Raw genomic sequence first — 21,555 nt, 5'->3', positions numbered from 1 at the left:
GTTGCTCCTGTCCGCTGAATGCGGGTAAAGCGGTGCCAAAGGGCGAACATCGCCCTTGGCCTTTTTTTCTGGTTATTCGGTGATGCTGACGCCCGAGAAGTTATTGCGACCGAACGGACTCACCTGGAATCCCTGGACTTCGGCGCGCAGTGGCTGACTGACGGTCGAGTGGGCAATCGGCGTAATGGGGACCTGTTGCTTCAAGTAATGCTGGGCTTGCTGGTAAAGCCCGATGCGCTGGTCCTTGTCAGCGGTGGCCACGGCGGCCTTGATCAGCGCGTCGTATTTCTCGTCGCACCACATCGAGTAGTTGTTGCCGCCGATGGACGCGCAGCTGTACAGCGTGCCGAGCCAGTTGTCCGGATCGCCGTTGTCGCCGGTCCAGCCGATCAGGGAGATGTCGTGCTCGCCGTTTTTGCTGCGTTTGAGGTATTCGCCCCACTCGTAGCTGACGATGCGCGTCTTGATGCCCACCTTCGCCCAGTCCGCCTGAAGCATCTGCGCCATCAGCTTGGCGTTGGGGTTATAAGGGCGCTGGACAGGCATGGCCCAAAGCGTGAGTTCAGTCCCTTCCTTCACACCCGCCGCGCGCAGCAGCTCGCGTGCTTTTTCAGGGTTGTAGGGCGCGTCTTTGACGGTGTCATCGAAGGACCATTGGGTCGGCGGCATGGCGTTCTGCGCCAGCTGACCGGCGCCTTGATACACCGCCTTGATGATCTCCGGCTTGTTCACGGCCATGTCCAGCGCCTGGCGAACCTGCAGGTTATCCAGTGGCGCATGCCGCACGTTGTAGGAGATGTAACCCAGGTTGAAGCCGGGCTTCTCAATGACCTTCAACTGCTTGTCGGCCTTCAGCGCCTGCACATCGGCGGGCCTTGGGTTGTACGTGACCTGGCATTCATCGCGCTTGAGTTTCTGCACCCGCACCGATGCATCGGTATTGATGGCGAAAATCAATTGATCGATCTTCACTCTCTCCGGATCCCAGAACTGTTTGTTGGCCACATAACGGATCTGCGCGTCTTTCTGATAACGCTGAAATACGAATGGTCCGGTACCAATAGGGGATTGGTTTATATCGCGAACATTACCCGATGCCATCAGTTTGTCAGCATATTCTGCCGACAGAATGGAGGCGAAGTTCATCGCCACATTCTGGATGAATGCCGCGTCGACTTTGTTCAAGGTAAAGACGACCGTCATCGGGCCGGACTTTTCAATCGACTTGATATTCTTATCCAGGCCCATGCTGGTGAAGTAAGGAAATTCCGTCGGGTAAGCGACCCTGAATGGATGATCCTTCTGCAGCATGCGATTGAAAGTGAACAGAACATCGTCGGCATTGAAGTCGCGCGTTGGCGTAAAGGTCTTGTTGCTGTGGAACTTCACCCCTTCGCGCAAGTGAAACGTGTAGGTCAGCCCGTCCGCCGATACGTCCCAGCGCGTCGCCAGAGCAGGCACGACGCTGGTTTCCCCGCGTTCGAACTCGACCAGGCGGTTGTAGATCGGTTCTGCTGCATCGTTGTCGGTGCCCGATGTGTACTGCGCGATATCGAAGCCGGCGGGGCTGCCCTCGGAGCAGAACACCAGGCTTTTCGTGTCGGCCTGGACCGCAGGAATAGTGGCTAATAGCCCAACAGTTAAAAGCGACGGAACAACAATAGTTTTGCGCATGACAATCCTTATCGTGAATAACCTGAAATGACCGGAAAACCCATGGCAATCGTTTGCGCAAATGGATTTAACGTTCAGGGATAACCCCGCCGTTCAGATAGACGACAAATATCAGGTGCGGGCGTCAGAAGGTATGTCTGTCTGGCCGCACAGTAAACAGTGACGAATACTTCAATGTTTGTAGGAAAAGTGAATATTGTTAGTAGGCAAGATCCTACTGCAATCGATTACGCATCTAACGATATTCATTTTCATTTAGATCGTGCGCACATAACGACACGGTCGCGATACCCGAAGGTAACGCGACCGTGAAGTCATATGGATAAATTACTTACCGCTTACACTCACGCCGTAGAACGAGTTCAGACCGAATGGGCTGATCTTGAAGTCCTGAACTTCCTTGCGCATCGGCTGATAAACAGTCGAGTGAGCGATAGGCGTCATCGGGACAGCGTCTTTGAGCAAGTGCTGAGCCTGTTTGTACAGCTCGGTCCGCTTGGCCTGATCGGTGGTTTCCTTGGCCTGGTGGATCAAGGTGTCGAACGGCTTGTCGCACCACTTGGCGAAGTTGTTACCGTTGACCGCGTCGCAGCCGAACAGGGTGCCGAGCCAGTTGTCCGGGTCACCGTTGTCGCCGCTCCAGCCAATCAGCATCGCGCCGTTTTCGCCGTTCTTGGCGCGCTTGATGTACTCGCCCCACTCGTAGGAAACGATCTTGGCGTTGATGCCGATCTTCTTCCAGTCGTTCTGAAGCATTTCAGCCATCAGCTTGGCGTTCGGGTTGTACGGACGTTGAACCGGCATCGCCCACAGAGTGATTTCGGTGCCTTCAGCCACGCCTGCCTTTTTCAGCAGTTCCTTGGCTTTGGCGACGTCGAACGGCGCATCTTTGATGGTGGTGTCGTAGGACCACTGGGTCGGCGGCATGGCGTTGACGGCCAGTTGGCCTGCGCCCTGGTAGACCGCGTCGATGATCGCTTTCTTGTCGACCGCCATGTCCAGCGCCTGACGAACTTCCAGCTTGGACAGCGGGTTCGGCTTGGAGTCGCCTTTGATGGTCGGCAGGGTGTTGTAGGCGATGTAACCCAGGTTGAAGCCAGCCTGATCAGGCATCTTCAGCGCAGGATCGGCCTTGAGTGGCGCGAGGTCCGCTGGACGTGGATAAGCGGTGATCTGGCATTCGCCCTTTTTCAGCTTCTGTGCACGAACCGAAGCGTCGGTGGTGATGGCGAAAATCAGGTTGTCGATCTTGACGTCTTCAGGCTTCCAGTAGTCCTTGTTCGCGGTGAAGCGGATGTTGGAGTCTTTCTGGTAGCTCTTGAACACGAACGGGCCAGTGCCGATCGGCTTCTGGTTGATGTCTTCGGCCTTGCCTTCCTTGAGCAACTGGGCGGCATATTCAGCGGACTGAATGGACGCGAAGCTCATCGCCAGGTTCTGGATGAAGGCGGCATCGACAGTGCCCAGCGTCATCTTGACGGTGTGCTCGTCGATCTTCTCGATCTTGGTGATGTTGGTGTCCATCGCCATGTCGGTGAAGTACGGGAACTCGGTCGGGTACGCCTTACGGAACGGATCGTCCTTGTTGATCATGCGATTGAACGTGAACAGCACGTCGTCGGCATTGAAGGTACGAGTCGGTTTGAAGTACGGCGTGGTGTGGAACTTGACGCCTTCACGCAGATGGAAGGTGTAGGTCAGGCCATCCGGGGTCACGTCCCAGCTGGTGGCCAGGCCAGGAATGACAGCGGTGCCGCCACGTTCGAACTGGCTCAAACGGTTGAAAACGGTCTCGGCCGAAGCGTCGAAGTCGGTACCGGTGGTGTATTGACCTGGGTCGAAACCAGCGGGGCTGCCTTCGGAGCAGAACACCAGATTCGATGCTGCATGAGCGAAGGGAGCGCTGGCGATCAAACCTGCGCCGAGAAGAAACGGAATGACCGCTTTTTTGAGCATGGTGGCCTCAGTTGTTGTCATTTTTTAATTGAGGGTACGGCCTTTTGGGCCGATCCCGAGGATACTTATGCAGGCGCCATACCCAAAGCAAGATGCTGGCGCCAACGAAGTGTCAAAGAGTGGCACGAACGTACAGGAATGTCGCAAAACTATAATTCCTGACGCTGTTGAACGTTTGCGTGTCGCATATCGATATTTTTGTTGCGCTTTTCTGGTGCATTGCGCCGTTGCGAATGCACCCGCTTGTATCATAAGTGTTACTTCGCTGTTGCTTTTCGCCGGTGCTACTTGGCGAGGCTCACCCCATAGAAGGGCGTGAGGCCAAACGGGCTCAGCTTGAAGTCCTGCACCTCCTTGCGCATCGGCTGGAACACCTTGGAATTGGCGATCGGCGTGATCGGCACGTCGTTCTTGAGGATGTTCTGCGCTTGCTGATACAGCTTGATCCTTTCGTCGCGATTGCTGGTCAGTTTGGCCTGGGTCACCAGCTTGTCGTAACCGGTATTGCACCACTTGGCGTAGTTACTGCCGTTGACCGCCGCGCAGCTGTAGAGCACGCCGAGCCAGTTGTCCGGATCGCCGTTGTCGCCTGTCCAGCCGTAGATCATCACGTCGTGCTCGCCGGCCTTGGCGCGCTTGATGTACTCGCCCCATTCGTAACTGACGATGTTGGCCTTGATGCCGATCTTCGCCCAGTCAGACTGAATCATCTGCGCCGACATGCGCGCGTTCGGGTTGGAGGCGCGCTGTACGGTCATCGCCCATAGATTGATCTGCGTGCCTGGCGCAACGCCCGCTTCCTTGAGCAGTTGCCTGGCTTTCTCGGGATCGTGGGGCGCGTCCTTGATGGTCGGGTCGTAGCTCCACTGTGCCGGTGGCAAGGCGTTCTGCGCCAACTGCCCCGCGCCCTGGTAGACCGCTTTGATGATCGCCGGCTTGTCGATGGCCATGTCCAGCGCCTGGCGGACCTTCAGCTGATCCAGCGGCTTGTGCGTCACGTTGTACGCGAGGAAACCCAGGTTGAAGCCCGCCTGACTCAGCACCTTCAGATTCGGGTCCTTCTGCGCCTCTTCGATATCCTGCGGGCGAGGGTAGCCGCTGATCTGGCATTCGCCGGTCTTGAGCTTCTGCAGACGTGTGGCCGCATCGGTATTGATCGAGAAGATCAGATTGTCGAGCTTGACGTCTTCCGGCTTCCAGTACGCCTTGTTGCCGGCGTAGCGGATCTGGGCGTCTTTCTGATAACGCTTGAACACGAACGGCCCGGTGCCCACCGGCTTCTGATTGATGTCGCCGGCCTTGCCTTCTTTCAGCAACTGCGCGGCGTATTCGGCGGACTGAATGGACGCGAAGCTCATCGCCAGGTTCTGGATGAACGCGGCATCGATGTTGTTCAGATGAAACCGGACCGTTTGCTCGTCGACTTTCTCGACCTGTTTGATCGTGGTGTTCATGCCCATGTCAGTGAAGTAGGGCGACTCGGACGGATAGGCCTTGCGAAATGGATCATCGGCGTTGAGCAGCCGGTTGAAGGTGAACAAAACGTCGTCGGCATTGAAGTCACGGGTGGGTTTGAAATAGTCCGTGGTGTGGAATTTCACGCCGGGCCGCAGGTGAAAGGTGTAGGTCAAACCGTCGTCGGACACTTCCCATTGGGTTGCCAGCCCGGGTTCCACATCCGTGCCGCCGCGCTTGAACTGGGTCAGCCGGTTGAACACGGTTTCGGCTGACGCATCGAACTCGGTGCCGCTGGTGTATTGGCTGGGGTCGAAACCGGCGGGACTGGCCTCGGAGCAGTACACCAGCGTGCTGGCGGCCTGAACGGAGGGTGCGCTCAGCGCGATTGCCGCCGCCAGAAGCAGGGGCTTGAAGGTTTTCTCCATGTGAACCTCATAAAGTGTGGCATTCATGTAATGCCTGAGTCATCGGGCTGATGATAGACCGCAGAGCATGCCGTACCGTTTATCGGCTCGACAAGACACGCGACGTTCTAACCTTATGACTGAGCGAGGTGCGAGTCGGCGATTGTCTCGGTGGGCAAGGGCAAGGGCAAGGGCAAGGGCAAGGGCAAGGGCTAGGGCAAGGGCAAGCCAGGCCATGGCGTTCAGAGAAAAGCGCTTGGCGTCGGCGTGAGGGGAAGGGAGGAACCGGCGGCAGCCAGAGCTGCCGCCGTTTTGCATCAGGGAATCGCGACTTCGATCACGCCGTCCGCAGTGACGCTGACCTGGCTGGTGCCGGCTTCGACATCCGGTGTGGGCGCTGCGTCGCCGCGTGCCGCTTTCATCATCATGACCGGCGCACGCAGGTACGGCTGCGGGTAACCCGACGTGTTCAGATTCAGGTTGACCAGTTTGTAGCCACTGCCACCCAGTGCGTCGGTGACCAGTTGCGCGCGGGTCTTGAAGGCGCTCACGGCGTCTTTGAGCAGGGTGTCTTCGCTGGCTTTGCGAGCCGGGTCGGAAATGGAGAAGTCCATGCCGCCCATTTTCATGTCACCGCCCAGCAGGTCGCCGGTCAATTTCGACAAGGCTGCGAAATCGGCGCTTTCCAGCCGCAGTTCCGCGCGTTCACGCCAGCCGGTGATTTTCTGACCTTTGTCGTCATAGATCGGATAGCTGTTGCGGCTGCCTTGGCGAATGGTCACTTCCTTGACTTTGCGTGCGTCGCCGAGCGCCTTGTTCAGGGTTTCGGTGATGCCGGCGGCCAGTTTGGCGGGATCGGAATTCTGAGATTCGGTGTAAAGCGTGACGGTCATCAGGTCGCGCTGGACCTCCTGATTGACTTCGGCACGCACGGAAACCTGGTTGTAATGGACCTCATCGGCCATGACCGGGGCGCTGGCCAGAGCGAGAACGCCCAAGGTGAAAAGTGTGGCGGTGGGGCGAAGGCTGAGCATAAAAACTCCTTGTTTGGCGAGCCGTCCGTTGCGCATGTGACATCGCTTGTCGGACGGATGCCAATGAGACTGTAATCCCGGGATCTTGTTCCGGCGTGCCGCAGCAGGATGCCTGGCGACGGGCGCAAAGGCCATCAATCGGGATCAGGCGCTTTCGCTTTTCGCGCCTCCCGTTTCGCAGGCACAGGCCGCGTTTTCCCTGCCGCACGATTCCCGCTCTCCTACGCAAGCCGTTGATTTGACTGATTTGCGAATCTGCGGTGCTGGCTGACAATCCACCTCGCGATTACCCGCTGACATGACAGCGCACGGAACGGTCCTCCACTTCAGGCAGAGGCCAGCGCATCTCTATTACTCAAGGAAGAATTCATCGTGGCTTATCAATACGCAACCGCTCCCCCGGAAGATCCGCTCAACGAGCATCTCCACAGCACATTCGCGCTGGACCTGTTCACCAAGGTCGCCGCAACCCGTTCAGCCGACGCCTTCGTGCGCATCGTGACCACCATTTTCGGCACCGATATTGGTCCGGACACCTGCCTGCAGTTTCGCGAGGACTTGCTGGCCGGGCGGATTGCCAGCCCGCCGATCATCGTCACCGCGGGCGGTCCAGTCGCCGACTATGACAACCGCGAGCGTGTCATCCGCATCGACCGCAAGGCGGTGAGCCTGGCCCTTGACGACGCACATGACACGACGTTGCTCGATATCCTGCTTCACGAGTCTGGCCATCACGTCGACAACATCCTGCGCCGTGACGTCCACCCACGCGCCGGCGGCAAACGACAATCAGCCCCTGATGCCCCAGGCGAGGAGGGCGTGCGCTTTGCGTTCTGGATGGCAGTGCTCGGGCAAACCTCTTCGCCGCGCGTGACGATCGCGCGCTATCGCTTGCGCCCCGGTCAAGAGATGTTCGACGTTCAGATGGACTGGGACATGGCGCGCATGCGCATCATCGAGAAATGCCGCGCCGACTACGACAGGGCCGATGCAGCGCACGTGCACCCTGACCGCGAAGCGTTCGAGGCAGGCGATGGCGACGGCGGCAAAATGACCCACCTGCAAATCGAAGAAGTACTCAAGCCATTCGGGTTTCGCGACGTCGAGCTCGAGGCCATTTACTTCGGCAACTGGCTGCGTGACTACTCACAATTGCTCGATCCGAAAATCGTTCGCGCGGCGAGCATGCCGAAGAACTTCCCCGACGTGCTGTCCCGCGATGCCCTGACCCGAATCGTCGACGTGCTGTCCATCAAGCGGTTCAACTGGTTGCGTCACAACAGTGCGCACCTGTTCACAGTGACCCCGGACAAGCTTGGTGTGTATCGCCCGAGCGAGCACATCGACAACCCCAAGACCATCGATACCCGTGCGCCGGATCGCACCACGCGCGACCCGGATTTCGAGCCGTTGGTCATGCCCGGAAGTCCCTTGCTGGAAGTGGATTACGACACATCGATGAAGCGATACATCGGGCGCTCTGTGAGCTTCATGCAGAGCGAGCTTCGAATCGCGATGACGGAAAAGAAAAACGCACAGGGTTTACGCGCTTTCGGGTCGGCGCTGCATGTCCTGGAGGATTTCTTCGCTCATTCCAATTTCGTCGAGCTCGGTCTGATCAAAGCAGGCCACGAAGCCGTGGTGCCATGGACTTCCCCGGCGGACTGCAAAGCCGGTTTGCCACTGGTAACCGGAATGTTCGGCGCGACCGATGTGCTTGCCAGCGTGGCCGGTCCTTTGGGAGAGGTACTGTTTTCCACTGAAGATGTCACCTACCAGCCACTGAAGCCCGGAGAGCGCAGTCCTCGCGAGCAGATTCTGATGATCTTGCTCGAGGAGCATCACAACCCCCGGTATCTGGAGATATTCAAGGCTTATCTGGATACTCGTGACGAGTGGGTGGGTTTGCCCTTCGTCGAGTTTCTGCAGCGCTGCGCCCTCTATCTGCAAGGACCTGCGGTCGTCGTGGGTAATGCCGTGGGCATCGTGATGACGGAGATGCTCAAGCAATTCGGTGAGCGCGTTGATGATTGGCAAACCCGCTACGGACAGGATCCACATGACAGTGGTTCTACGGATCCCACGCACTCACAGCTGGCGAAAGATCACACTGAACACCCGCTGCATCTGCTCGCAGGTTCTTTGGCATCACACGCTGTCGGGCAAGTGGCTGCGGCGATGGTGGCTTACTGGGAAGGGGACAAGAGCGCGGACCCGGTTCGAGTAGCAAGTGCGTATTTTTGCCATCCGCAAAACAGTCACTGGCAAGACGCAGAAATCGCGGCGTGGGCAAATGCCAACCCCGAGGACTTGCGCCGCAGCCAGTCCAAGACTGAGCTGTTCGAGATTTACAAGGCCATCTGCGGTGCCAGACGTGCCGCAGTCGATCAAATGGGAAAAGACGGCAAGGCATATCTCATGTTTCTGCGAGGCGAGTTACTGGACAAGAATTCGCCGCTGTGGATCATCAACTCACTGACGCCGGCTGGCAAGCTGACCCGGGACGTGCTCAAGTACCTTAAGCTCATCTGAACCTGACCCGGCCCAAGCGACCATCCACCGCAGCACTCGGGATCCTGTCTCAGCCGTGTCGGTCGACACATCGGCAGGATGCCTTTGCGGTCATGTGGCCGATCCTTTCGCACACTGGCGCCGCAGGCAGTTCAACAGCTGTGGCGCTTTGACGCACTTTGACGGAAACCTGCGCCGCATTGGTTATACTCGCTTCGATTCGCCTGGAGCGCTCATCAGGAGAGCTCATGCTCGCCCCTTTACAACTGCTTTCCGCAACCCGTCAGAACCTCTGGCGGCTCACATTCATCCGCATTCTGGTGCTGGGCGCTCAAGCCGGCTCGGTCGGCTTCGCCTACCTGTTCGATCTGTTGCATCTGCCGTGGCTGCAGCTGGATATCACGCTGGGGTGTTCGGCCATCGTCTGTCTGCTGACCGCGATAAGGCTGCGTACTTCCTGGCCGGTGACCGAGCTCGAATACGCCGTGCAGTTGGCCTTCGACCTGTTTATCCACAGCGCGCTGCTGTATTTCTCCGGCGGGTCGACCAACCCCTTCGTTTCTTATTACCTGGTGCCCTTGACCATCGCCGCCGTCACGCTGCCGTGGCGGTATTCGCTGATTCTTTCCGGTATCGCTCTGGCGCTTTACACCTTGATGCTGGCCAACTTCTACCCGGTCGAAGCCTTCGCCATCGCCCGCGAAAAAATGCAGATCTACGGCATGTGGCTGAGTTTCGCGCTGGCTGCCGGGGTTATTACCTTCTTCGCGGCGCGGATGGCGGAAGAATTACGTCGTCAGGAGCAGATGCGTGCGCTGCGTCGCGAGGAAGGCGCCCGCGATCAGCAGTTGCTCGCCGTTGCCACTGAGGCCGCCGGCGCGGCCCATGAGCTGGGCACACCACTGGCGACCATGAGCGTGCTGCTCAAGGAGATGCAACAGGACCACAAGGATCCGGCGCTGCAGGAAGATCTTTCGGTGCTTCAGGATCAGGTCAAGCTGTGCAAGGAGACGCTGCAGCAACTGGTGCGCGCCGCCGAGGCCAACCGCCGTCTCAAAGTCCAGGAACAAACCGTCACGCACTGGCTGGATCAGGCACTCAATCGGTGGCATCTGATGCGTCCCGAAGCCAGCTATCGTTTCCAGCGGCTGGGGCAGGGCGAAGTACCGATGGTCGCGCCGCCGCCCGATCTGACTCAGGCGCTGCTGAACTTGCTGAACAACGCCGCGGACGCCTGCCCGGAAGGGCTGGAAGTGAACCTGGACTGGAACGCTTCGGAGATTCGCATCAGCATCCGCGATCATGGGGCCGGCGTGCCGCTGGCCGTCGCAGAACAGATTGGCAAACCGTTTTTTACCACCAAAGGCAAAGGCTTCGGTCTGGGCCTGTTTCTGAGCAAGGCCAGCGTGACTCGCGCAGGCGGCTCGGTGAAACTCTATCCTCACGAGGAAGGCGGCACGCTCACCGAGCTGCGCCTGCCGCGGAACGCAACAGGAGATGAAGCATGACTGATGAAATCCAGGTCGAGGGCGAAGAACTGCCGCACCTGTTGCTGGTGGACGACGATGCCACCTTCACCCGCGTGATGGCGCGCGCCATGGCCCGCCGCGGCTTCCGGGTCAGTACCGCCAGCTCCGCCGAGGAAGGGCTGACCCTCGCGCAGCAGGACATTCCCGACTATGCGACTGTCGACCTGAAGATGGAGGGCGACTCCGGCCTGGTGCTGTTGCCCAAGCTGTTGGAACTGGACCCGGAAATGCGGGTCCTGATACTGACCGGTTATTCGAGCATCGCTACCGCTGTCGAAGCGATCAAGCGCGGCGCCTGCAACTACCTGTGCAAACCGGCCGATGCCGATGATGTGCTGGCGGCACTGCTCTCCGAGCATGCCGATCTGGATACCCTTGTGCCGGAAAACCCGATGTCGGTGGACCGCTTGCAGTGGGAACATATTCAGCGCGTGCTGACCGAGCACGAAGGCAACATCTCGGCTACCGCGCGGGCTCTGGGCATGCATCGGCGCACGCTTCAACGCAAGCTGCAGAAGCGACCGGTCCGTCGTTAAGCAAGGATCGCTTCATAAAGATTTCTTCATGGAAGACCGTCAGTGGCGTCTGGCACATTGGTGCCAACGTCATTCAATGCCTGCCGCCGAGCCTTCACCATGAATTTTGATATCGATGAATCCAGGGTCAACGACGCTGTGACCGGAAGTTTCTTTTCCAGGGTCTGGAAGTTGGTCACGCCCTACTGGCGCAGCGAAGAAAAGGGCATGGCCTGGGTCTTGCTGATTGCCGTCATCGCGCTGTCGTTGTTCAGCGTGTTCATCTCCGTGCTGGTCAACAGTTGGTACCGGGACTTCTACAACGCGCTGCAGAACAAGGATCTCGGAGCGTTCACCCACCTGATCCTGTATTTCTGCGGCATCGCTGCCATCGCCATTCTTGGCGCGGTCTATCGCCTCTACCTCACGCAGATGCTCACCATTCGCTGGCGTCGCTGGCTGACCGAAAAGCATTTCACCAAATGGCTTGCACACAAGAATTACTACCGGCTGGAACAGGGCGGGTACACCGATAACCCTGACCAGCGCCTGTCCGAAGACCTGAACAACTTCACGTCCGACACCCTCAGTCTGAGCCTTGGTCTTCTCCGGACCGTGGTCAGTCTGGTGTCGTTTTCGGTCATTCTGTGGGGCGTATCCGGCAGCATTGAACTGTTCGGCATCACGATTCCCGGGTACATGTTCTGGGCCGCGCTCCTTTATGCCGCAGTCGGCAGCTGGCTGACGCATCTGATCGGCAAGCGGCTGATCGTCCTGAGCAATCAGCAACAGCGGTATGAGGCTGACATGCGTTTCTCGCTGGTGCGGGTTCGCGAGAATGCCGAAAGCATCGCGCTGTCCGATGGCGAGGCCAACGAGAATCAGCGTCTGAGCGCGCGGTTCGGCATGGTGTGGAGCAACTTCTGGACCATCATGAAGGTGCAGAAGCGCCTGACGTTCTTCACCGCGGGCTATTCACAGATCGCCATCGTGTTCGCCTTCGTCGTGGCCGCGCCTCGCTACTTTGCCGGCAAGATCGAGCTGGGCGAGCTGATGCAGATCAACTCGGCGTTCGGCAACGTGCAAGAGAACTTCAGTTGGTTCATCGACGCGTACACGCAGCTGGCATCGTGGCGGGCGACCTGTGATCGTCTGCTCAGCTTCCGCCAGGCCATGGATGAAAACGAGGCGCGCGTGCCGGACATCAAGGTCAGCCATGAGAGCAATGGTCTGCATCTGGAAGGGTTGGCGCTGTCGCTGGTGGGCGGCCGGCAGTTGCTCGATAACGCCAATATCGACATTGCCGCTGGCGAGAAGGTCATGCTCAGCGGCCGCTCCGGCAGCGGCAAAAGTACCTTGCTGCGCGCCATGGGTGGGCTGTGGAACGAAGGTCACGGTGCAGTCCGGCTGCCGGCGAAACGCGCGTTTTTCCTGCCGCAGAAACCGTATCTGCCCATCGGCACGTTGCGCGAGGCCTTGAGTTATCCACAAGCGCCTGAAGTGTACCCGGCCGAGCGCTTTGCCCAGGTGCTGGAAACCTGCCGCCTGAACTATCTGGTTTCACGCCTGGACGAGAGCAATCACTGGCAGCGCATGCTGTCTCCAGGCGAACAACAGCGGGTCGCGTTTGCGAGGGCCTTGCTGTTCGCGCCCGATTGGCTGTATCTGGACGAAGCGACATCGGCGATGGACGAGGAAGACGAGGCGGCGTTGTATCAGGCCTTGCTCGATGAGTTGCCCGGTCTGACCTTACTGAGCATCGGCCATCGCAGCAGTCTGAAGCGTTTCCATCGTCGCCATTTGCGCATCGATGGCGGCCAGTTGCGTGAGCAGCCGCAGACTGAAAGCGTGGTTTGAGGTCGCTGACGCCAAAGTGCCGCAAAAACCTACGAACTCGCCGGGTTTGTTATGTGATCGTACAACCCGGTGAGCTATGATGAATCTTTCACCGATTTAGAGATGCATGTTGGATATGGAAAATCAGAGTGCTCCGCCTCGCGCCCGCAGAAAGCACCGCAGCCTCGCGCAAGAGTTGGTAACCGAACTCTCCGAGCGCATTCGCAACGGCGAACTCAAGCGCGGCGACAAGCTGCCTACCGAGTCTGCGATCATGGAAGAGCAGGGCGTCAGTCGCACCGTCGTGCGTGAAGCTATTTCACGTTTGCAGGCCTCCGGTCTGGTGGAGACACGCCACGGCATCGGCACTTTCGTTCTTGATACGCCGAGCCCCAGCGGTTTCCGCATCGATCCGGCCACTATCGTGACACTGCGCGACGTGCTGGCGATTCTTGAGCTGCGCATCAGCCTCGAAGTCGAATCCGCCGGCCTGGCAGCCCAGCGTCGTTCGGACGAACAACTGGCCGACATGCGCGCCGCCCTCGATGCGCTCAATGAAAGCGCGGCGCATGCCAGCGATGCCGTGGGGGCAGATTTCCAGTTCCATATGGCGATTGCCCTCTCCACCGGCAACCGTTACTTCACCGACATCATGAATCACCTCGGCACCAGCATCATTCCGCGCACGCGCCTGAATTCTGCGCGTCTGGCCCATGACGATCACCAGCACTACATGAATCGCCTGAGCCGCGAGCACGAAGAAATCTACGATGCCATCGCCCGCCAGGACTCCGACGCCGCCCGCGCCGCCATGCGCCTGCACCTGACCAACAGCCGCGAACGCCTGCGTCATGCTCATGAAGAGGCAGAATCGCAGCGCGCTTGAGGTCGAATGATTTCTCTTGCGAAAGGCTCTGCAAGCGGGCAGTGCCTTACGGCTCAGCAGAGGGGGCAGTGCGCACCTTCTGGCGCAGGTAACGAGTCAGCAACATGCACAGCCAGACTGCCAGAGGCATCACTGCACCGCATGACATGATGACGAGTGCATCCAAGGCGCTCTCGCAACCCTCCCAGTCAAACTGGCTCATTAACCAATAAAGGGCGTCTCGCCCTAGACTTGTTTGAAGCATCCAGTCAATAGGCCCCCAATTCATGATGCAATAGGCAAGAAGAATCACCATCGCAAGTGTGAATGCACTCTGTAGGACTTTTGTTGATATGTTCCTGATTAACTTTTTGTCGATCAATTTTTATTTATCTAACGTATGAGTTTCTTTAAACGACGAAGCAGCAGGACGCAGATCCATATCGAAGGTGGCAGTACGGAGCCGTACGACATGAAACTCAGTGTGTCCAGTGCGTCTTCGATTTCTTGCCACCCCATCTGGAGCAGCCATCGCAGTGCGTTCGAGCCAAGTCGGGTCTCATACAGCCATCCTGCGAGCCCAAGGTTGAACAGAACAAAGGCCAGTCGTTTGACAAGCCCGAGCGTAAATACGATCTCCAGCGCGAAGACTAGAACCCTCCCTGGTAAGCGGTGAGCTAGCGTTTTCGACGCCGAAGTCCGACTTTTTTTATGAGCGCCGATATCGAACTGCAGGCTAAAACGGATAATGTCAGCGCCGTGATGAACGCGAGAATGGTCAACATTCCCTCACCATCTTCAATTCCGCTACCACCCCACGAATGCAGTAGCCAGACGTACGCTCGCATACCGCTGTAAGTCTGGAGAATCCACTTGAAAGGTCCCATATTCATAATGCAGTAGGTTAAGAATACGGTCAGTGCCAGCGTAAAGCTGATTTTTGCAAGCAGTATGGAGGTCGTCCTCATGGTGCACTTGTCTTGTTCTCAGGAATAACGTCAAGTATTCCGTAGTACTTAACGCACCTTCCAGGAAATGTTTCCCCTCGTCGGTTACGTATGTATTGTCTGAGTGCTACGAACGCAAGTGGCGAGAAAAGCGTGACGCAACCCTGACTGATACCGCGTGGTCCGATGGGGTGTATTCGGAATGCACCTCTTTTTGTATTGTTGATGACGGTCTTGTCGTCAACTAAATCATCGTCGCGATAGAGGCTCAGCCATTCACTTTTATCAGTGCCCGCGAAGTAGTCTTGGATGGGATCCCTTAACCACCCAGTCAACCCTCCCGACTCTCTATCGAGAATGTAATACCTCCCAAGTGGCAAAGGACCAAGATCTGGAACATCCTGATACCGAACATCATTGACATAACTGGCAGCATCGCCAGAAAACGCATCGTAAGACACCCCATCACACACCAATCGACTCAAGGGCTCTCCATTAAGTACATAGGTGCAATATACAAGGTCGGAAGATGCTTCCTTATTGCTCATTCCAGATCTCCCTGATCAGGCGTAAACCTTGTTGGCCACGCCATCCCAACCGCCCACCACCTGACCGCCGCCTGATCCATCCGAGCGTTTTTGCTGGATGTAAGCCATCTTGATCCGCGCATAGTTCAGGCGAACGATTTCGCTTGGGAATCCGCCCTCGACGCTGCCATTTCCGGCCAGTGATACGGAGGAGATGATCACCTCTTCCAGCGTGATCTCCATGTACTTGACCTTCTCGGTCCCGGTGCGATTGAGCGCGATCTTCACTTCTTTGAAATGCTTGCCGCTGCAGCAGGCTTCGTGAAGTTTGGGTGTTGCCTTGTCGACGGCCTTGCGGAAGAACAGATCACTCATCCGTGCCCGGCCGCTTGTGGCACCTCCTGAACTGGTCTTGGTGGCGGAGGCTGATTGGCTTGCCCCGACATCGAAGTCTTCCATTTCAATCCAGTCGCCGAATTGAGCGTCGAGCGATTCGCCCGGGATGCCTTCGATCTTCAGAAATGCGTCAATTGCCATGCTATGTCCCTGCGGTAAGTGGTCCGTTGATGCTGCGAAGGAACTGTAGCGACCGGTGACATCGCATCAAAGCGCGGAGAGGGGGGTGTCGGATCAACTTCAGAGATGGCCTACAAGCGGGTGAGAGGGTGGACTACGGAACAGTCCTGCGAGAGGGGCGATTCGCAGCGCGCTTGGGGTCGTACGACCTGATTACCGCAACGATGCCAGGCGGTTGTAGCCGTCCGGCTTGCCGGCGGTGGCAAGTTGAATGGCGTGGCTGCCTGTAGACAGGACTGCCGCAGGGCCAGGGAAATCCCGCCGGACCACCGCTCATCCCTTCGACAGATAAATAATTCCACACCCCTATTGAGAGATGTCATTCCTAGTTGTACGATGACTTACGACATCAGCGCAGGACTGGTGATCCATTCATACAATTAGCTTCTCAGGGTGTTCGAATAATGAATCCACAAGAACTGAAGTCCATCCTTTCCCACGGTCTGCTGTCCTTCCCGGTTACCGATTTCAATGCTCAGGGCGATTTCCATCGCGCTGGCTATATCAAACGTCTTGAGTGGCTGGCCCCGTATGGCGCTTCCGCACTCTTCGCTGCGGGCGGTACAGGCGAATTCTTCTCCCTGACCAGCGGCGAATATTCTGAAATCATCAAGACTGCCGTCGACACCTGCGAAAAGTCCGTGCCGATTCTGGCGGGCGTGGGTGGTCCTACCCGTCAAGCCATCGAGATGGCTCAAGAAGCTGAGCGTCTGGGCGCCAAAGGCCTGCTGCTGCTGCCTCACTACCTGACCGAAGCCAGCCAGGACGGCGTTGCCGCTCACGTTGAAGCGGTCTGCAAATCGGTCAAGATCGGTGTTGTTGTCTACAACCGTAACGTCTGCCGCCTGACCCCTGCGCTGCTGGAACAACTGGCCGAGCGCTGCCCTAACCTGATCGGCTACAAAGACGGCCTGGGCGATATCGAGCTGATGGTTTCGATCCGTCGCCGCATGGGCGATCGTTTCTCCTACCTCGGCGGTCTGCCTACCGCTGAAGTTTACGCAGCAGCCTATAAGGCGCTGGGCGTGCCGGTTTACTCCTCGGCCGTGTTCAACTTCGTACCGAAGCTGGCGATGGACTTCTACCACGCTATCGCCAAGGACGATCACGCCACTGTCGGCAAGCTGATCGACGACTTCTTCCTGCCTTACCTGGACATCCGTAACCGCAAAGCCGGCTACGCGGTGAGCATCGTCAAAGCGGGCGCGAAAATCGCCGGTTACGACGCAGGTCCAGTCCGCGCTCCGCTGACTGACCTGACCAAAGAAGAGTTCGAAATGCTCGCTGCACTGATGGACAAGCAAGGCCAGCAGTAAGCGCTGACCCTTCGCAAAACCGCTGAGCGATCAGCGGTTTTTTGCCGTCGGGGCCTTGTTTTCCCACGTACCGAATCTTTCGAGCAGTTCGCGCAGGCAAGGCCGCTTGTGCGTGAGTTTTACCCCAGGCGTCACCGTGACACATGCTTCAATCGCATCTGGATTTAGGGGCAGAGGCGAGCAGCACACACATAAAAGATCGTTTAACCCGCGCAAAAAAATAATTAGTGGGAGTTTCGAACATGCAAAAATCCAAGCCGACGCACGTCCGCTATTTGATTCTGCTCATGCTTTTTCTGGTGACCACAATCAATTACGCCGACCGTGCCACCATCGCCATCGCTGGCTCCAGTCTGCAGAAAAGCCTCGGCATCGACGCCGTCACCCTCGGTTACATCTTCTCCGCTTTTGGTTGGGCCTACGTCGCCGGTCAAATCCCTGGCGGCTGGTTGCTTGACCGTTTCGGTTCCAAAAAAGTTTACGCATTGAGCATCTTCACCTGGTCGCTGTTCACCGTGCTGCAAGGCTATGTCGGTGAATTCGGTCTTTCCACCGCCATCGTCGCGCTGTTCATGCTGCGCTTTCTGGTGGGGCTGGCCGAGGCGCCGTCCTTTCCGGGCAACGCCCGCATCGTCGCTGCGTGGTTCCCGACTTCCGAGCGCGGCACGGCTTCGGCGATCTTCAACTCGGCGCAGTACTTCGCGACCGTGCTGTTCGCGCCCATCATGGGCTGGATCGTGTTCACCTTCGGCTGGCAGCACGTGTTCATCGTCATGGGCGGCATCGGCATCCTGTTCTCGCTGATCTGGCTGAAAGTCATTCACAGCCCGCGCGCTCACCCGATGATCAACAAGGAAGAGCTTGACCACATTGCCAGCAACGGCGGCATGGTCGACATGGATAACGATCAGGGCAAAGGCAAAAGCGGCGGCCCGAAATGGGACTACGTGAAGCAACTGCTGACCAACCGCATGATGCTTGGCATCTACCTGGCCCAATACTGCATTAACGGCATCACCTACTTCTTCCTGACCTGGTTCCCGGTGTACCTGGTTCAGGAACGCGGCATGACCATCCTCAAGGCCGGTTTCATTGCCTCGTTGCCTGCGATCTGCGGCTTCATCGGTGGTGTGCTCGGCGGGATCATTTCCGACTACCTGTTGCGTCGCGGCAAATCGCTGACGTTTGCTCGCAAGGCGCCGATCATTGGCGGCCTGCTGCTTTCGACTTCTATCGTGACCTGCAACTATGTGGATATCGAATGGGTCGTGGTCGGCTTCATGGCACTGGCCTTCTTCGGTAAAGGCGTTGGCGCACTGGGTTGGGCGGTCATGTCCGACGCATCGCCGAAACAAATCGCAGGTCTTAGCGGCGGTCTGTTCAACATGTTCGGTAACATCGCATCGATCACCACCCCGATCGTCATCGGCTACATCATCAGCTCCACCGGCTCTTTCAAATGGGCACTGGTGTTCGTCGGCGCCAACGCGCTGGTGGCGGTGATCAGCTACGTGTTCATCGTGGGCGAAATCAAACGTGTGGAATTGAAAGACACCCCAGCGCAGGGTGGATTGCGAGCCAGCGAAATAGGCGAAGTTTCCCAAGCCAAAAGCTGAGCTGAAGCGAAAAACTGAGGAAAACCGTGATGAACTTGATTCAACATGCCGACTCGCCACGTTACATCCGCTTGCATGAGCGCGATAACGTTGTCGTCGTGGTCAATGACCAGGGCGTTCCGGCGGGGACAGAATTCGACAATGGTCTGGTGACCATCGATAACGTGCCGCAGAGCCACAAGGTCAACACTGTGGACATTCCTGAGGGCGGTCCGGTGATTCGTTACGGGCAGACCATCGGGTATGCCCTGCAGCCAATTCCGCGCGGCAGTTGGGTCAAGGAAGATCAGTTGCGCATGCCGAGCGCGCCGCCGTTGGACAGCTTGCCGCTGTCCACCGAAGTGCCGGGCAAGGGCGAGCCGCTGGAAGGCTTCACGTTCGAAGGTTATCGCAACGCCGACGGCACCGTCGGCACGCGCAATATCCTGGGCATCACCACGACGGTGCAGTGCGTCACCGGCGTGCTGGACTTCGCCGTCAAACGTATCCGCGAGGAACTGCTGCCCAAGTACCCGAACGTCGATGACGTGGTGGCAATCACTCACACTTACGGGTGTGGCGTGGCGATCACGGCCAAGGACGCGTACATCCCGATCCGCACCGTGCGCAACCTGGCGCGCAACCCGAACCTGGGTGGCGAGGCGCTGGTCATCGGTCTTGGCTGCGAGAAACTGCAGGCCGACCAGGTGATGCATCAGAACGACCCCTCGGTCGATCTGAGCGAGGAGTGGATGTACCGCCTGCAGGATTCCAAGCACGGCTTCAATGAAATGATCGAGCAGATCATGGAACTGGCCGAAACCCGTTTGAAAAAGCTCGATCAGCGTCGTCGCGAAACCGTGCCGGCGTCCGAGCTGATTCTGGGCATGCAGTGTGGCGGCAGTGATGCATTTTCCGGCATCACCGCCAACCCGGCCCTGGGCTACGCCTCCGACCTGCTGCTGCGCGCTGGTGCGACCGTGATGTTTTCGGAAGTGACCGAAGTGCGTGACGCGATCTACCTGCTGACCTCCCGCGCCGAGACCACGCAAGTGGCCGAAGAACTGGTGCGCGAAATGGACTGGTACGACCGTTACCTGGCCAAGGGCGAAGCGGACCGCAGCGCCAACACCACGCCGGGCAACAAGAAAGGCGGGTTGTCGAACATTGTCGAGAAGTCCCTGGGATCGATCGTCAAATCCGGCAACAGCGCGATCAACGGGGTGCTTGGCCCTGGCGAGCGGGTCAATCGCAAAGGCCTGATCTTCTGTGCCACACCGGCCAGCGATTTTGTCTGCGGCACGCTGCAGCTGGCAGCCGGCATGAACCTGCATGTGTTCACGACCGGCCGCGGTACGCCGTATGGCCTGGCGATGTCACCGGTGGTCAAGGTTTCGACCCGGACCGAACTGGCCCATCGCTGGCCTGACCTGATCGACATCGATGCCGGGCGCATTGCCACCGGTCGCGCCAGTATCGAGGACCTGGGTTGGGAGCTGTTCCATTTCTATCTTGATGTCGCCAGCGGCAAGAAGAAGACCTGGACCGAGCACTATCGTCTGCACAACGACATCACCCTGTTCAACCCGGCACCGATTACCTGATTCAACCCTCTCAGCGAACAAGCCGCATCCTGTAGGAGCGCGGCTTGTCCCGCGAACGGCACGATGTCGTTGTGACCCCGGCAGAGTGGACGTGCCGGATAAGTTGGATGGTCAGCGACTGCCCTGCAGCCAATCGCGAGACAAGTCACGCTCGTGCAAATACTCCTGCAATATCTTCCATCTGCCGTCTGTCAGGCCTTAATGCCGCCCATGCTCCTTATGGTGTGGATGCTCTGCGCAGAAACGCGCCAGGGTCAGCACGCTTCGGGTGATCGGCATCGGTATGTTCACTTTCTCCGCCAGTTCAAGAACCGCGTCTCCAATCGCCGCCAGCTCAAGCGGCAGTCCTTTGTCGAAGTCCTGCAGCATCGAGGTGCGAACAGCGCCCATGCTGGCGCCGAACTGCATGAACGTCGTCGGCTCCATGCTCAGCTTCGCCTTGTAAGCCGCCGCCACTTGCATCGCTTCATTGAACGTCGCCAGCGCCAGTTCGCGCATCTGCGCATGACCATAAATCTGCTCAAGCGTCGCGCCCGTGACCACTGACACCGGGTTCGATGTCAGGTTGGCGATGATCTTGGTCCACAGCTGATCGCGTATCCGGTCAGTCCCCTGCGCCTCGATTCCGGCACTTTCGATCAGCGCTCGCAGGCCTTCCAAGCGCGGCGTCAGCTGATTGTCCAGTTCGCCGAGAATGATGCGATACGGGTTATGGGTCTTCACCACGGCAGGCGCCGAACTCTGCGCGGTGATGAACACCACGCAGCCAATCAGTCTGGAGAGATCGAGCGTGTCAGTAAGGCTGCCGTCCGGATCCACGGCGTGCACCCGATTGCCTTCGAACCGGCCGCCCTCGCCATGGAAATACCACCACGGAACCCCGTTGATGACCGGTACGACCAGCGTCTCGGGGCCAATCAGCGGAGCAATGTTGGGCAGCAGTCCGCTCAGCGACGGCGCCTTGGTGCACAGAAACAGCACGTCTTGCTCGCCAAGCTCGGCAGCGCTGTCGCTGGCATTGACCTTCACGTGATGGCGACCCTGCAGGTCTTGCAGATGAATGCCATTGCGCTGCAGCGCCGCGAGCGTGCGGCCGCGGGCGAACACATTGACCGGGCGCCCGGTCAGCGCGATGCGCGCGGCCAGCGTGCAACCGATGGCACCCGCGCCGGCAATGCAAATGCGCGTTGAGGGAAAACCCATGATGA

15 protein-coding genes are annotated in these 21,555 nt (G+C 58.3%); 8 read left to right on the top strand and 7 right to left on the bottom strand.

Translation table 11 applies throughout. The features are described from left to right. Window positions 1-72: 72 nt before the first annotated feature. The 4 genes from QRN36_RS01775 to QRN36_RS01760 form a co-directional block, all read right to left on the bottom strand. Window positions 73-1,674 carry an ABC transporter substrate-binding protein gene (locus QRN36_RS01775; RefSeq protein ID WP_285422546.1) on the bottom strand — a complete coding sequence of 534 codons (1,602 nt, stop codon included), beginning with the start codon at window positions 1,672-1,674 and terminating at the stop codon, window positions 73-75. 327 nt (window positions 1,675-2,001) lie between these two features. Continuing rightward, window positions 2,002-3,630: an ABC transporter substrate-binding protein gene (locus QRN36_RS01770; RefSeq protein ID WP_285422545.1), complete on the bottom strand. Its 1,629-nt coding sequence runs from the start codon at window positions 3,628-3,630 to the stop codon at window positions 2,002-2,004. Between the two features lie 284 nt (window positions 3,631-3,914). Next, complete coding sequence (locus QRN36_RS01765) at window positions 3,915-5,513, bottom strand: ABC transporter substrate-binding protein (RefSeq protein WP_285422590.1); 1,599 nt, start codon at window positions 5,511-5,513, stop codon at window positions 3,915-3,917. Window positions 5,514-5,809: 296 nt separating this feature from the next. After that, entirely contained in the window at window positions 5,810-6,526 is a 717-nt protein-coding gene (locus QRN36_RS01760) for an SIMPL domain-containing protein (RefSeq protein WP_285422544.1), read from the bottom strand. 372 nt (window positions 6,527-6,898) lie between these two features. Between QRN36_RS01760 and QRN36_RS01755 the strand changes: the two genes are divergently transcribed. The 5 genes from QRN36_RS01755 (at window position 6,899) to QRN36_RS01735 (ending at window position 13,803) form a co-directional block, all read left to right on the top strand. Next, window positions 6,899-9,058 (top strand): HET-C-related protein, encoded by a 2,160-nt coding sequence (locus QRN36_RS01755; protein ID WP_285422543.1) that lies wholly within the window; start codon window positions 6,899-6,901, stop codon window positions 9,056-9,058. Window positions 9,059-9,285: 227 nt separating this feature from the next. Beyond that, on the top strand, window positions 9,286-10,545 hold the full coding sequence (locus QRN36_RS01750; protein ID WP_093462759.1) for an ATP-binding protein: 1,260 nt from the start codon (window positions 9,286-9,288) through the stop codon (window positions 10,543-10,545). Beyond that, window positions 10,542-11,102 carry a response regulator transcription factor gene (locus QRN36_RS01745; protein ID WP_074756039.1) on the top strand — a complete coding sequence of 187 codons (561 nt, stop codon included), beginning with the start codon at window positions 10,542-10,544 and terminating at the stop codon, window positions 11,100-11,102. The genes QRN36_RS01750 and QRN36_RS01745 overlap by 4 nt, the downstream gene beginning before the upstream one ends. A 99-nt stretch (window positions 11,103-11,201) precedes the next feature. Beyond that, the gene (locus tag QRN36_RS01740; RefSeq protein ID WP_285422542.1) at window positions 11,202-12,938 is read left to right on the top strand and encodes an ABC transporter ATP-binding protein/permease; all 1,737 of its coding nucleotides are present in this window, start codon (window positions 11,202-11,204) and stop codon (window positions 12,936-12,938) included. Window positions 12,939-13,053: 115 nt separating this feature from the next. Next, window positions 13,054-13,803, top strand: coding sequence for a FadR/GntR family transcriptional regulator (locus QRN36_RS01735; RefSeq protein WP_093462762.1), 750 nt, complete (start codon window positions 13,054-13,056; stop codon window positions 13,801-13,803). Between the two features lie 943 nt (window positions 13,804-14,746). Here the strand turns inward: QRN36_RS01735 and QRN36_RS01730 are convergent. Both QRN36_RS01730 and QRN36_RS01725 read right to left on the bottom strand, forming a co-directional pair. Next, the gene (locus QRN36_RS01730) at window positions 14,747-15,277 is read right to left on the bottom strand and encodes a DUF2778 domain-containing protein (RefSeq protein ID WP_285422541.1); all 531 of its coding nucleotides are present in this window, start codon (window positions 15,275-15,277) and stop codon (window positions 14,747-14,749) included. Window positions 15,278-15,292: 15 nt separating this feature from the next. Beyond that, window positions 15,293-15,793, bottom strand: a complete 501-nt coding sequence (locus QRN36_RS01725; RefSeq protein WP_285422540.1) for a type VI secretion system tube protein Hcp — start codon at window positions 15,791-15,793, stop codon at window positions 15,293-15,295. Window positions 15,794-16,236: 443 nt separating this feature from the next. Here QRN36_RS01725 and kdgD point away from each other — a divergent pair, with 443 nt between their 5' ends. The 3 genes from kdgD to garD all read left to right on the top strand — a co-directional run bounded on the left by kdgD (window position 16,237) and on the right by garD (window position 20,347). Next, window positions 16,237-17,148: a 5-dehydro-4-deoxyglucarate dehydratase gene (gene kdgD, locus QRN36_RS01720; RefSeq protein ID WP_093462783.1), complete on the top strand. Its 912-nt coding sequence runs from the start codon at window positions 16,237-16,239 to the stop codon at window positions 17,146-17,148. Between the two features lie 242 nt (window positions 17,149-17,390). Continuing rightward, on the top strand, window positions 17,391-18,764 hold the full coding sequence (locus QRN36_RS01715) for an MFS transporter (RefSeq protein ID WP_093462786.1): 1,374 nt from the start codon (window positions 17,391-17,393) through the stop codon (window positions 18,762-18,764). A 29-nt stretch (window positions 18,765-18,793) separates the two neighbouring features. After that, on the top strand, window positions 18,794-20,347 hold the full coding sequence (gene garD, locus QRN36_RS01710) for a galactarate dehydratase (protein WP_285422539.1): 1,554 nt from the start codon (window positions 18,794-18,796) through the stop codon (window positions 20,345-20,347). Between the two features lie 198 nt (window positions 20,348-20,545). On the opposite strand, the gene QRN36_RS01705 is transcribed toward garD, so the two are convergent. After that, window positions 20,546-21,550 (bottom strand): ketopantoate reductase family protein, encoded by a 1,005-nt coding sequence (locus tag QRN36_RS01705; RefSeq protein WP_285422538.1) that lies wholly within the window; start codon window positions 21,548-21,550, stop codon window positions 20,546-20,548. Window positions 21,551-21,555 lie beyond the last annotated feature (5 nt).

The organism is Pseudomonas sp. efr-133-TYG-103a, assembly GCF_030209235.1.
Lineage (GTDB): Bacteria > Pseudomonadota > Gammaproteobacteria > Pseudomonadales > Pseudomonadaceae > Aquipseudomonas.
Note: the sequence above shows the minus strand (reverse complement) of the source record. Positions and strands in the feature narration are given on the sequence as shown.